Annotated in this window: 9 protein-coding genes; 4 read left to right on the top strand and 5 right to left on the bottom strand. The window is 55.7% G+C overall.

Going from position 1 to position 13,774, the window contains the following annotated elements:
* Positions 1–220 precede the first annotated feature (220 nt).
* The 4 genes from B0G57_RS09350 (at position 221) to B0G57_RS09365 (ending at position 5,509) form a co-directional block, all read left to right on the top strand.
* The gene (locus B0G57_RS09350) at positions 221–1,477 is read left to right on the top strand and encodes a class I SAM-dependent methyltransferase (protein WP_018442343.1); all 1,257 of its coding nucleotides are present in this window, start codon (positions 221–223) and stop codon (positions 1,475–1,477) included.
* Positions 1,478–1,642: 165 nt separating this feature from the next.
* Complete coding sequence (locus B0G57_RS09355) at positions 1,643–3,160, top strand: sugar translocase (RefSeq protein ID WP_146013340.1); 1,518 nt, start codon at positions 1,643–1,645, stop codon at positions 3,158–3,160.
* Positions 3,161–3,212: 52 nt separating this feature from the next.
* Positions 3,213–3,953: a DUF7024 domain-containing protein gene (locus B0G57_RS09360; RefSeq protein ID WP_051090088.1), complete on the top strand. Its 741-nt coding sequence runs from the start codon at positions 3,213–3,215 to the stop codon at positions 3,951–3,953.
* Between the two features lie 161 nt (positions 3,954–4,114).
* Positions 4,115–5,509, top strand: a complete 1,395-nt coding sequence (locus B0G57_RS09365; RefSeq protein ID WP_018442345.1) for a glycosyltransferase family 4 protein — start codon at positions 4,115–4,117, stop codon at positions 5,507–5,509.
* Here the strand turns inward: B0G57_RS09365 and B0G57_RS09370 are convergent.
* The 5 genes from B0G57_RS09370 to B0G57_RS09390 all read right to left on the bottom strand — a co-directional run bounded on the left by B0G57_RS09370 (position 5,457) and on the right by B0G57_RS09390 (position 13,672).
* Entirely contained in the window at positions 5,457–6,713 is a 1,257-nt protein-coding gene (locus tag B0G57_RS09370) for a sulfotransferase family 2 domain-containing protein (RefSeq protein WP_083925725.1), read from the bottom strand. The two genes, B0G57_RS09365 and B0G57_RS09370, sit on opposite strands and share 53 nt — an antisense overlap.
* Before the next feature lie 166 nt (positions 6,714–6,879).
* Positions 6,880–8,010 (bottom strand): glycosyltransferase, encoded by a 1,131-nt coding sequence (locus B0G57_RS09375; RefSeq protein ID WP_018442347.1) that lies wholly within the window; start codon positions 8,008–8,010, stop codon positions 6,880–6,882.
* Positions 8,011–8,232: 222 nt separating this feature from the next.
* The gene (gene gmd / locus B0G57_RS09380; protein ID WP_018442348.1) at positions 8,233–9,267 is read right to left on the bottom strand and encodes a GDP-mannose 4,6-dehydratase; all 1,035 of its coding nucleotides are present in this window, start codon (positions 9,265–9,267) and stop codon (positions 8,233–8,235) included.
* A 113-nt stretch (positions 9,268–9,380) separates the two neighbouring features.
* The gene (locus B0G57_RS09385) at positions 9,381–11,948 is read right to left on the bottom strand and encodes a glycosyltransferase family 4 protein (protein ID WP_020566387.1); all 2,568 of its coding nucleotides are present in this window, start codon (positions 11,946–11,948) and stop codon (positions 9,381–9,383) included.
* Positions 11,939–13,672, bottom strand: a complete 1,734-nt coding sequence (locus B0G57_RS09390; protein ID WP_018442350.1) for a glycosyltransferase family 4 protein — start codon at positions 13,670–13,672, stop codon at positions 11,939–11,941. The genes B0G57_RS09385 and B0G57_RS09390 overlap by 10 nt, the downstream gene beginning before the upstream one ends.
* Positions 13,673–13,774: the final 102 nt, after the last annotated feature.

The following is a 13,774-nucleotide window of genomic DNA, read 5'->3' on the forward strand; positions in this document are numbered from 1 at the left end:
AGCTGCCGGCGCGAAGCCGACGGCGTCAGCCCCGGTAGCAGCATAGGGCGGCAATTTTAGTTGTCGTCGGCGGCGGTTGTAGTTGACGCCAGACAACCGGGCAAGGATGCGCGGGATGGGCACACGCCTGGCGAACCTCTCTCGGCACGCAGCGCACAAAGCACACCTAACCGCGCGAGGAATTGAGTCTGACAATGCTTGGATAACCACGGAGTGCGTAATGATGAACCTGCAATTCCCATACGCTCACGAACTACGATTGCCCTGTGATGCTGAGGCAGAAACGCTATATGATTGGCTTGCGACTGTTTGCGTTGAAGGCAGCGGCAAAGAAATCGCGGGGTACCTTGCATCCGATTTCTTGAGGTTTATCTACACACTGGATCTTTTTCGCAGCCTTGGCGGACAAGGTAGGCGGGCGATCGAATTTGGAGCTAATCCATACTTCATGAGCATGCTCTCGAAAGAGTTCTCGAATTTTGAGTGGACATACTCAAACTGGTTTGAGGGGCAACCGAAGCGGCTGTTATGCCAAAGCGTGACCTATCGGGATCTCAGCAGCGGCCGCAAAAGCGGGCGAGATTTTCACTATTTCAACTTTAACTCGGAAAACGGTCACTTCCCGCTTCAAGACGAAGGTTACGACGTTGTTTTATATTGTGAAATACTAGAGCATCTAACAAATGATCCATCGGGCGCGCTGAGGAAAATCAGGAGACTATTAAAACCTGGAGGGCATCTTATCCTCACAACACCCAACGTAGCACGGTTTGAAAACGTCGTGCGACTTCTAAGCGGAGAGAATATCTACGATCCATACAGCGGCTATGGGCCTTATGGTCGACACAACCGAGAATATACGCGCGATGAATTGAGGCGGTTACTTATATATATCGGCTTCGAGATTGAGGAGATATTTACGTCAGATGTTCATCCGCACACATACTCGCAAAAGATCGACCCAGATATCATCGCGAAGATCACCTCGGAGAGGAGTGAGGACCTAGGACAGTATATCTTCGTGCGGGCACGCAAGTCGCCGATAGAAGGGCAGAAATTGCCTGCGTGGCTCTATCGGAGCATCGGAATAGACCGGGTCGCGACGGGTGACGAAGACAGGGTCGCCTCGCTAAGTGCACGGCTGACGCTTCAAGACTGGCAAGAAGATTCTGAAAACCAATCCGCTACCGTATTATTGGCAGCCGTCAACGGCGGATCGCGCGAATGGGATTTCGACAGCCTTCGACTAGGCGCTCGAGCGTTCAGTGAAGGGGGCAATCTGCTGCGCGAATTCCGAGGGCAATTTACCCGAAAAATCTCTCCAGGTGGCACCGCACTATTGCGAATCGAAATGGATTTTTCCGGGCTACCGTCGCGTTGGCTCGAAATCGTGATCGATTTGGTGAACGAGCACTGCTTCTGGTTCGAAGACGTCGGTTCATCGCCGATTCGCATCATCCGGGAGCCAGGAGATTGAAGTGATAATCGATCCATGAATTCGGCTACCGCTAGGAGCCTTTCGCCGCTCGGCGCCCTTGGCAAACGGTAGCCTTTCGTAGGGACATCATTGAATTATTTGCCTTAGGCTAACGGGGTTGCGGCCCGGCCGCGACCGACTTGTCACCTCGCACTTGGTCACACGATGGATATTTCGCCAAAAGAAAACTCGATCGTTACATCGAGAACTAAAAGACTTTCGTTAGCAACAATTGCACCGATCTCACTCATCATATTGTCACTGTTTTCCGGCTGGTGGACCATTGGGGGCGGGCACTTTAATTTTCGCGTTCCGCTAGCATACTCAGGGGATGGCTTGCTGACCCTCACGCTGATTAAACGCCTCATGGAAAATCCGTGGGTATTTCACAGCACTGCAATGGGCTATCCATTTGGGTCGACAATTTACGACTACCCAATCCCGGACTCTGGAAGTCTTGCTGCGCTCAAGCTATTCGCTCTTGCGACGGGTAACGCAGGGGCTGCATTCAATTTTTACTATTTGATCGGATTTCCTATTGATGCCGTCGCTGCATACGCGATCTTTAGATGTCTTCAAATATCCCGGCCTCTCAGCACGGCGGGTGCATTCGCGTTTGCCATTCTTCCGTTTCACTTTCTGCGGCTCTATCATTTATTTTATACGTGGTACTTTCCAGCCCCATGTTTCATTTGGTTCTCACTTCGGATCTTCAGCGGTGAGCTAGATTTTTTCCATATAGGACAACGCGTCGGCCGCACACTCATCGCTATCGCCAGCCTCACCGCCCTGACATGCTTCGGTGTCTACTACGCGTGCTTCGGGGTTATAGCAATAGTTACTGCAGGTGCTGCGCGGTGTTTGCAAACGCGGTCAGTGCGCGCGGCATGGACGCCTATCGTTGCCGCCGCCGTAGTCACGCTCGGTGTTGGTCTCAACGTTGCGCCAAGCATCGGTTATCGGGTCGCTGCAGGTGTCAATCAAGAAGCTATCCAGCGTTCCCCGGCTGAGTCAGAAATTGAAGGGCTCAAGATAGTGCAACTCCTGTTGCCCAGGCGCACGCACCGCTTTGAACCATTCGCAGCCTTGACTTCTTCCTATTCATCGGCCTTCCCTCTCGTCAACGAAAACTCCACTGCTTCGCTCGGCGTCCTCGGGTCTGCTGGTTTTCTCTCATTGCTCGCAGCTTTTCTAGCTCCAGGGTTCAGTACCCGGCGTCAGCAGCAGTTCTACGCACTTGCGATCATCACCCTCGGTCTTTTGTTGTTTTGTACAATTGGTGGCTTTTCTTGCCTTTTTAGCCTTCTCATCAGTCCGCTAATCCGTTCCTGGAATCGCGTCAGCGTGTTCATTGCGTTCACATCGATCTGCGCTGCGCTGGTTTTGATCGATTCGTGGCTTCGCAGGCGGCGGAACGGCGTTGTCGGTGCTGCTGTTATCAGCGCCGCGCTGGTGGCTATCGCAATATGGGATCAGACAGTCCCAGCCTGCGATGGGTGCAATGACGCCAACAGTTCAGAGTTTAGGAACGACGAGGACTTCGTTTCGAAGATCGAGGAACTCTTGCCGCCGGGGAGCGGGGTTTTATCAGCTTCCGTATCTAGCATTCCCCGAACCGGGCGTAATCGAAACGAAGCCTTACACCTTTGGCGCTTACACTGTGGCGCATATGCAGCCCTATGATCAGGCAAATGGCTACCTTCATTCTTCTACTTTGAACTGGAGCTACGGGCCCATGAAAGGACGTCGCGGCGACCGTTTTTTCCACGCGCTGGCGGAAGAACCGATTGAATTGCAGATAGACGTGATCCGACGGATCGGGTTCAGAGCGATCTACATAGATCGGCAAGGTTATGCCGACAATGGTGCTGCTATCGAAGCGCGGCTGACTCGCGACCTGGGCGAACCTCCGGTGCTGATCAGTAACAACGGCAATCAGGTTCTCTTTGATCTCCGTCCTTTGAGCACGGCAACGCCATTACCTGCTGGTCTTCGCCCAGACCAGATCATGGAGCGGGCGCAATTCGTCGTCGACGACCAAGGCGTGAGGGACGATTCAACCCTGCCCGAGCGCATCGACTTTTCCCGTAACCCCTTTCCGGACTTTATTGCAAATGCGCGCGGACTGTCGGGCTGTGAAAGTTGGGGCCGCTGGTCCGACGCGAACGTTTTTCCGTACGTCGAACTTAAGTTTAGGCAGCCCCTCCCACGACATTTCGTCCTTCACTTGCGGCTCCAGGCCTTCGGCCCCAATGAAGGAAAGCCCGTAAGGGTGCTGGCCGGCGCGCAGGAAAAGACGTTCATCCCGGCATCGACGCGGGGCCGATACTCGCTGTACTTCGATAACTCGGCGGCATCGAGAACAATACAGATCGTGCCGCCACAACCCATATCACCGCAGGAATTGCATATGGGCTCCGACGCTCGCCGCCTCGGACTAGGTTTTCAGTCCCTCTCCATCGAAGCGATTCGGTAGCAGTGACATGCGAGGAGCTAACCAATGTCAGCGAGCCCAGCTGTTGGAGGCCGGGGCGTCTCGAGCTGGGCATCGCGCGAATCTGCGCCGGCCGATCGCCGTTGATCGGGTCTCGTCGCTGGATATAATTCGCGCTCGGCTATACAGCAACGGGGAGTGAAATGCGGATCATCGTAGACCTGCAGGCTGCGCAAAACGACAGCCGCTTTCGAGGGGTCGGCCGCTATTGCAGATCGCTGGCCAAGCACATGGCGCCGTTGGCAGCGAGCCGCGGTCATGAGGTTTGGCTCCTGCTGAATGGCAACTTCCCAGATCAGGTCGATTCAATTGCGCGAGAGTTCGATGGCGTTGTCCCGCGATCGCGAATCGGCGTTTTTCCTGGCATGGCGCCCGTCACCGAGACAATCGCGTCCAACGCATGGAGGACTCGTGCCGCCGAGTGTCTCCGAGAAGAGTTCCTTGCGCAGCTTCGCCCGGACGTGGTCCATGTTTCGAGCCTCTTTGAGGGCTCCGTTGATGATGCAGTGGTATCGGTCGGGCGCGGCAGCACCCAACTGCCAACCGCTATCACCCTGTACGACCTAATCCCATGGACGTTGCCACACCTCTACATAACGACGCCTGAGTACGAACGCTACTATCACCGTAAGTTGGACTCTCTACGGCGCGCGGATTTGCTGCTCGCCATTTCACGACATTCGGCTGAGGAAGCGGTCAGGCTGCTTCCATGCAACCCAGCGATGGTCGTCAACATTTCTGCATCAATTGACGATGATTTTGCGTTTCGAATGCACGAGCCGCATCACTCCGCCAAAGTAATGGAACGCTACGGCATATTGAAGCCATTCGTACTATACATGCCAGGCGGGTTCGATCTGCGAAAGAACTTTGCGACGCTCTTCGATGCGTATTCGCGGATGCCGAGCGAGATCCGGAGATCGCATCAACTTGTTATCGGGAGCAATATCAAGCCTGCCGAGCGCGCAGCTCTGGAAGCCCTGATCGCCACCAAGAGGCTAGCCCGCGAAGAGGTCGTAATGACCGGGTACGTCTCCGACAACGACTTGGTCACGTTGTATAGCCTGTGTCGAGTCCACGTATTCCCTTCTCTTTATGAAGGATTCGGCCTACCCGCGCTGGAGTCGCTGGCTTGCGGCGCGCCGACCATCGCGTCCAATACAAGCAGCCTACCCGAGGTCATCGGCCTCGAAGACGCTCTGTTCGATCCGAATTCGGCTCAAAGCATCGCGGACAAGTTGTTGCGTACTTTGACGGATGAGCTGTTCAGCACGAGACTTCGGCAGCACGGTCTATCGCGGGCTCGTCGATTTTCGTGGGAAAAATCCGCCGCGCTCGCAATGGATGCGATCGAGCGAACTTTTACGTCATGCGGGCGCCCCCAGGTAAAGTCCAAGTCCGCAGACGAGCTAATCACCGCAGTTCTAAGCGCCATATCTCCCTCGAAGCCCTCCACTGCGCCGACGGCTGACGATCTTGTCCTTCTTATGCGCAGCGCAAGGGAAGCGGCACAGGAGCTCGCGAAGCTGACGCAATAGCGTTGTCTGGCGGGAACCCGACAGCGCAACTTTCGACCGGCGCGAACTTGAAGGCCTTAACGGCCACTCCTAATACTCTACTATCGCCAGAGACGCCCATTGTGGATGGCGAGGTTGCGAATGGCGCGATAATTTTAACACCAGGATTCACGATTTCTTCGGGCATAGCAAAAACCCCACGATAATACCAGACACTACCACCATGAACTAGGGTGTACGGCAGCTCAAAATCGTCGATCAGAACTCGCAAACTCCGCATGTCACCTGGCGAAAGCGTCGATAGGACTAGCAACTCCCAAGTGTAATCGAGGCGCCCAGTGATCTGGCATTCCGTGCATATTGTCGCCACTTCAGAGGTCCATCTAACGCCATGCCAATGAGGCCAAACCTCTCGACTATGCAACCCCTGGTGGCGAACCGGATCATCCATATCTAAGAATAAATTAGGCGACAATTCTCCACGTTTATCCGATTTTGCCGCAAGAACTTGGGTGCGCGTTGAACCAGCCATTTCCCTAAACCGTTGCCTTGCGAACCTGTATAGTTCGACATCATATTTGTTATGATTCTGAACCAATCGCATCACCGACTCATCTTGAGCCCGGGAATAATCACCAACGTTCAGTACGACGGGGTGATATCCCCGGCTCAATTCAAATCTTTGGCACATCAACGAGATAGACTCCTCCATCTCCTCAAAGATCCCGACAAATTCGAATTCCTTCAAATTTCTCTTAGCATCAGCAAGCACAGAATCATCAATAGCAAATTCCGGCTTCGTACCATTCCACCCGAATTCGAATGGCATCGATGCGCGATGTGTGGGTACGTTCGGTGCAAATGCATTTGCGAGCCACTTTGCCTGGACGTTCGTGATGCTGCTGCCACGCGACGATTCGATAAAGTCAGCGAGATTCTCGCGCGGCGATATTTCCCCAATTCGCTTCATGTGGTTGAACAAGCTGATCGACAGGTCAACCGGGTTCCGCAAAAACACGAGCTTGCGCACCGGCTCATTCATCAATGAAGCGATCGAAAGCGGGAAATGTCCAGCCACGACCGCAGCGGACTTCAACAGACCATAATCTATGTAGTTGGCGTAGTACTGATTCCTTACTTTTTTTGTTATCAGCGCATCTGCCAACGAAAAATTATCCTCAAGTAAGGACGTGATCGACGTCCCCGCTGTTTTCGGAATATGCATGAAAAATATACTCACGGCCTCTTGCTTCGCAGTCGTTTATGTGCTTTGTTTACACGCTGAACAGCCGCACCCTAACCGAGGTTACGTTATTTGGCGACGACTGTCGAGGTAGCGATGTTACAGAACATCACGAGATGATATGTTTGGCAGCAATTACCGCAACGCACTAGCGCGCGAGTGTCTCGGCATACAAGGTCCGGTACGCTTTACCCAAAGCGGGGGCTGAAAACATATTTTCATATCGAACGCGAGCCGCAGCACCCATGCTATTCGCCAGTGACTCGTCCGACAGCAAACTATTCATCGCGTGTGCCAAATCCCGCGGCGATTCCGGCGGGACGACGAATCCAGTGACACCACTTTCATTGACATATGAAGTTCCGGAGCCTACCTCGCAGCAAACCAATGGCTTTCCAAACATGGCAGCCTCGACGAGCACCATACCAAACGCCTCTGACCGGAGGTGCGAAGGCAGAACCAAGCCGCGGCACCCTCGCAGCAGCGCGTTTTTCTCGTCGTTCGATACCTGCCCGGCAAAGACGACATTGGACGCCCCAGCCTCGGCCGCCTGCTTTCTCAGCCGTGCCATTTCCGGACCGGACCCGGCGATGACCACGTTCGCACCGATCTTCGGCGCTGTGTCGATCAGCGTGTGTAAGCCCTTGTAGTAGCGCAAGACGCCGAGGGACAAGAAATACGGCTTGTCTCCCAAAGACAGTCTGCTGAGTAGGTCCGCTTCAGGTCTGGTCGCCACGTCACCGCTCGCAAAGTCCGCGATGCCGAGCGGAATGACTCGCAGCCGATCCGCCGGCACCACGGAGCATAGAATCGAGCTTGTCCGCGCGTAGGCTGGAGATGTGGCAACAACAGCGTCCATCGACCTCAGCATCCACCGCATCAACGGCCCGTAGACATACCCGACATACTTCTGCCGAACAACGTCAGAGTGATAGGTCATGACAGCCGGCTTACGATGCTCGCCAAAGAGCCTCAGCAGATCCGCAAACGGCCATGGAAAGTGAAAATGCAATACATCGGCCCATTGCGCGAGCGCGCGGAACTGCCGCAACGAATCAATGCCGCCGAGATCGCAGGAAGCCGGTGCCGCCCACGATTTCGAACGAACCACTTTCCCCTCGTCAAACGCGATCGTGCGCGGCTCCGGGTTCGGTGACAGTGTAAAAATCCTCGACTCAACGCCGAAGTCGCGCGTAGCTAGGCTGATTTGCCGAATCGCTTCCTGTAGCCCCCCCGGCGGATCGGGAAAATACGTGCGATAGATATGGAGTACTTTCACGTTCGATCAGTCGCGCGCGCAACTCGCGGCATTTTTTTTGATGAGATATTTCTAAGCCCGCCTCGAGCAGAACATTGCGCTCGAGAAGAGCCCTCGATTGACATACCCCTGACCGAGCTAGAGGTGGCGGCGTTTCCTGGCTCCCCCGATCGATAAGTTGGCCTTGGCAAATGCCAAAGCCGCGTTTGACGTAGCTCTCCGGCTCAGGGGCTGTTCCGCCTGTCAGAACGACGCACCTTTGTCATTGCGGCGTAGGTCGGCTTTGACCATCATGTCGCAGAGTTCCTCAAGCGTTGTCTCGGGTTTCCAGCCAAGCTCTCGCGAAGCCTTCTCGGGGTTGCCGATAAGCAGGTCCACCTCGGCGGGGCGATAATACTTGGGATTCACTCGGACGACCGTCTTACCCGTTGCTGCGTTAACGCCAACTTCCTGTTCGGCCTCGCCCTTCCATGCAAGCTCAACGTCGATGGCTTTGAACGCCATCGTTACGAAATCGCGGACAGTCTCGGTGCGATTGGTGGCCAGGACATAGGTATCCGGCGTGTCGGCCTGCAGCATACTCCACATACCCTCGACGTATTCTTTCGCAAATCCCCAGTCGCGCTTCGCATCAAGGTTACCCAACTCGAGCACGTCCTGCTTTCGCAGCTTGATCTTAGCCACGGAATCGGTGATTTTCCGAGTAACAAATTCGCGGCCTCGAAGCGGCGACTCATGATTGAACAGAATCCCGCTCGTGCCGAAGATCCCGTAGGACTCCCGATAGTTCACGGTCATCCAATGAGCGTAGAGCTTCGCCACGCCGTACGGGCTGCGCGGATAGAAAGGCGTGCTTTCGACCTGAGGGATGGCCTGCACTTTCCCGAACATTTCCGAGGTGGATGCTTGATAAAAGCGCACTTTCGGATTCACGATGCGAATCGCTTCAAGCAGATTCAACGGTCCCATCGCCGTAATATGCCCGGTCGTAACCGGTTGGTCGAACGACACACCCACGAAACTCTGCGCTGCGAGGTTATAAACCTCTGTTGCACCCGTATCCTGCAGTAGTCGGATGCTCGTAGACAGATCCGTCAAGTCATATTCGACGAGGTGCAAGTTTGGATGGTCTTGAATCCCGAGTTCATCGATGCGCCAGAAGTTGACCGAACTCGTCCGACGGTACGTACCATAGACGGTGTAGCCCTTGTCCAGCAAGAGTTGAGCGAGGTAAGCGCCGTCCTGCCCCGAGATACCGGTGATGATCGCCTTTTTCATAGACTGTGCCCTGAGAATTGAATGAAACTAAGAAATGGGAGCCCTCGACGGTGAATCGCGCGCGAGCAGCGAAAAAGACTGCGACGATGCGTACGATTCCCCCGGCCTGGCAGCTAGCTCATGTCGGCCAATGAGACGTCCACGCGGCGCAGAAGTTGGTCGGTACTCTGCTCCCACGTCAGCCAAGGCATGCCTGCCGAACGAGGCACCTCGTTCATGCGATAGAGTTCAAGCCAGTCCAAGAGGGCTCGCGCTAACGAAACGCCATCGTGTCCGTCGAACCAGAAGGCGTGATTACCGGCAACTTCCTTAAACACCGGGATGTTCCGCGCAATGATAGGCAGCTCGCGTTGAGCTGCCTCTACGAGTGGCAGCCCGAACCCTTCATACTCTGAAGCCGCGATCAATGCCGAAGTTGTCTCGTACAATCGATCGAGATATTCGTCACTGACTCCCTCAAGCCAAAACAGCCGTGTCCCAGCCTGCGGGTGGCCGCGCAGACGGTCAACAACCTCTTCCATATGCCATCCCGCCTTCCCGACAATGACGAGATTGACGTTTTCGCCCTTCGACCAGAGAGACTCGAACGCATCGATCGCCTGTGTATAGCCCTTTCTCGGCTCGATTGTCCCCACCATCAAAAAACTCGGTACGGACTTGATCGCGGCGAGCACCTGCGACGCGTTCTCCGGTAGCCCAACCGTCGGCTGGCTGTTGCCGATGTCCGCGCCTAAGTGGAAATGGGAGATACGCGGCGTCCGGCCAAGACCCGGCCTTTTCTCCTCGAACCAACGCTCCACGTCGTGCGCCACCGCTTCGGAAATGCAAATAAGACTGTCCGCGTAGCTAGCGAGGCCGTCGATCCAATGGGTAAACGCCTGAGTCATTCCGGTCGTATGCCACCGTGTGTTCATTAGCGGCGTCAGGTCATAGACGACGTAGTGAATGTGGACTCCGGTTTCCTCCAATTGACGCAGCGTTTCATTGAACGCTGGAAAGAGGTGCGCAGTAAGGTCCAGCCCGACGAAAATATCGTCCTTCCCGAAAGTTATCGGAACATCCTGAACACCCTCGGTCGGCAAGCCCAGGAACTTGGCGACAAAGGACTTCGCATACAGCAATCCGTGACCATCCTTCGTGTAGACGGCCTCCACGCGATACCCCGCTGGCGGATGCTTAAGGAGCCTCAATAAGATGCTCCGCACAACCCTCTGAATGCCCGACTTGGCATCACGGTTGACTAACTCTGAAATGTCGACAAGTAGCTGTCGCTCGCCGCATGCGCGGTCGATAACGCGCTGGTTCATTCGCAAACACTCCCTGAGCATCGTATGCTCGGCATCCGAAGCTTCCCTCCCCAGCTCCGCCGAATCTCGTTTCAATTCGGCCGCAATCCGTTCATAGCCGTTTGCCACGGTCTGATCGTCTATACGCGAGAGCGCGGCCGCGGCTCCCTCAAATGCCCCTTCGAAGCCATCGAGCGCCAGCAGCGCGGAGCGTTCCCAAGAGAACTTTTTAACTTGTAGCGCGCAGTGGCGCTTGAGCTCCAAAAGGAAACCGTCATCGGTCAAACACCGAAGCATCACGCGCGCAATATCCGCGACGGAAAGCGGGTCGAACAATCCCTCATCGAATCCGATGACCTCGGGCAGGCTCGTGGAATTGGATGCAATTACTGGCGCACCGCAGGCCATCGCCTCCAGCGCGGGCAGCCCGAATCCCTCGTGCAACGACGGAAAGACACAAAATTGGCAAAGGCCATAAATGGCCGTGAGTTGTTCGTCGGGCACGTAATCGGTCAGCACCAGTTGGTTTGGACCGAGTCCGACACTGCGAGCCTTTGCTTGAAGGGCCTCTCCCATTCCTTCCGGAACCTTACTGCCAATGACGAGTTGCAGTCCGTCCCGAACCGACATTGGCAAGCTAGCGAACGCCTCGATCAGTCGATCGAGGTTCTTCCGCGGATCGAAGCCACCTGGCACATAGAGTACGAACGGATTGGCGATACCGTGCTCGGCGAGGAGCAATTCACGTGCGGCCTCTTCAGAAATCGGCGCCGGCTTGAACTGATCGCCAATCGCTGCCGAGATGTTGATAACCCGGTCCGCCGAAATATGCAGCAGATCGATCGCCTCCAAGCGCGAGTGCGCGGATATCGCCAGCAGATAGTCGGCCCGTTTCAGCTGCTCCAACTTGCGCAGGTAGAAAGAACGATAACCAGAATCCACAAGGTAGGCTTCGCTCATTACATACGGTATCAAGTCGTATAGCGTAACGGCCGTCGGAAGCCTTGCCGAGCCGCAATCTATTGCGACGACGGATTCGTCACCCCACCCTTCGAATAGGCTCGAGACATGCAAGACGTCCGGCCTCAGCGCGGCGAGGAACTCTTCGCGGACGAACTCAGACGCCCGTCTACGCCATTCACTGCCAGGGGTGACTCCCTCCGTTTCCGGCAAGCTGGAGAAGACCAGAATCCGGTCTTGGGACAATAAGCCCGCGAAGGAGGTTCTAAGCGGTTCTATCGTTTCCGGAAATTTGCCGTTCAGCACGACATACACTTCGTGCCCGCGGCGCTCGGCGTCCGCGACCATCGCTAGGGCGAGTGACAGCGAATACCTGCCGATCCCTCTGAACCTGCTCTCGCTTTGCGCGGCCTGCAGATCGATCACTATGCGCATAACGTTCCCGTGTCCAAAGTCGGGCCCGGGCCGACCCATGGTTGAAACTGGAGTTCGCCAACTGCGACGCCAAGGACGCGACCAGCGACGACCACGTCCTGCGATTGATTGACCACCAAGGTCACCTCGGACGTCACTTCCCCGTCAGTTGGCTCGACGGCGAGACTTAAGCGGCTCCATTCATGACCTACCGGCACGCCAGCCAACTTGCGTTTGCCCGCGACCAGTACGTCGATCGTCGCATCGCCCTGCGCAGACCTCCAGACAAAATTCAGATGGCCGGGGCGTGAACGGAACGTCGCGCGGCGTGCGCTCCACGCAAAATATCTATGCGGATCCCGCTCGATCGGGAAAAAGCCCGTGCTTCCCTGCAAAAGCTCGTCAAAAGCCTCGAGTTCCTTGAAGCCAGGAGTTGTCGCCTCCATGAACTCGACGTCTCTCAAAGCCACGCCACGCTCGGCCGATCCCGCTCCGCCAGTCAGTTCGATAGTGACTGCCCTAAACGCGCAGTCCTCTTTCTCGGGAACAACGATCTGAAAGGATGTCCAATCTGCCGGGACGTGGACGTATTGATGAGCTAGCTCTCCGTCGATCCGGACTTCGACCGTCCCGCCGACCTCCGTCCGCCAGATCCCGCTTATTGCACCCGGCCTGCAGTCAAACGTGGCCGTCTGTCTCGTCCATGCAAATCTGTGTTGCCCGTCGGCCTCGATATCCAGAAAGCCGCCGAGCAACCTCTCCGTATCCGGTAGATTGGCCGGGTCCTTATAAAGCTCGACCAACCGATCGACCACTCGCGCCCACGTGAAATTCGCACTGGCGACCAGGGTCGAAAGGAAACTCCGGGGTGCGTCAACACTCTTTTCGACGGCGTCCGCAATACCCGCTGTGTCGTGAGGATCGACATACGTCGCACCGGCACCAAAATACTCCCTGGTGCACCCCTCTCGAGTGACGACGACGGGCACGCCAGCTGCGAATGCTTCGAGTGCGGCTAAGCCTGGGGTCTCCAGCATGCTCGGCAACGCGAAGACAGAACACGCGGAGTACGCCGACCGCAACAGGTCCGACTCGTGACCGAGCGGCCCGATGTACCGGAGCTGGTCTCCGCCTTCCGCGAAGCACTCGTCCGCGTACGCCCGATCGCGTACGTGCCCGATTAACACCAACTGCAGTTGGGGATGGGCCTTCAATGCACGAACGAGTTCGAGCTGGTTCTTACGCGGCTCGACGTTCGCGACGTTCAGGACGAACTTCCCGGCAATGCCGAAACTCTCCCGGAAAAGCTGCCCGTCTACCGGCTTCAAAAAGTATTGATCGATGCCGTTATAGACGGTAAAGAACTTCTCACGCGGGATATTAAAAATCCTAGCGAGCAGATCGCACTCGGCGTTTGAGTTGCAGACTACTCGGTCAGCCAGCACGAAAATGAGACGAATTTCATCGAACGGATAATTGGATTTCGATTCCTCGGTAATCCAAAGGTTCGGTGACACGACGAGCGGCATCCCGATGTTCTTCACGAACGCGCAGAAGTGAAGCGAGCCGCTCATGCACGAGAAGTAATGAACTACTTCATGATCCTTGAAACGCGGGTTCCACAGGTCCAATAGCGTGACGTCTACCCCCCGCCGGCCGAGGTGCTTGCGGTATTGCTGGAGCTGAATCTCTCCTCCGCCAGGCGTATGAAATGCCATCGGGTAGGTGTTGAACAATATCTTCATATCTTTCGTTCTATGTGGACCAATTGGGCCTACGAATACGTACCGGCTTAGGATTGCGAGCCGAGGCTCGCCCCAGCGCGCACCCGATCAGATAGACCTATA

The organism is Trinickia symbiotica (assembly GCF_002934455.1).
Taxonomy (GTDB): domain Bacteria; phylum Pseudomonadota; class Gammaproteobacteria; order Burkholderiales; family Burkholderiaceae; genus Trinickia; species Trinickia symbiotica.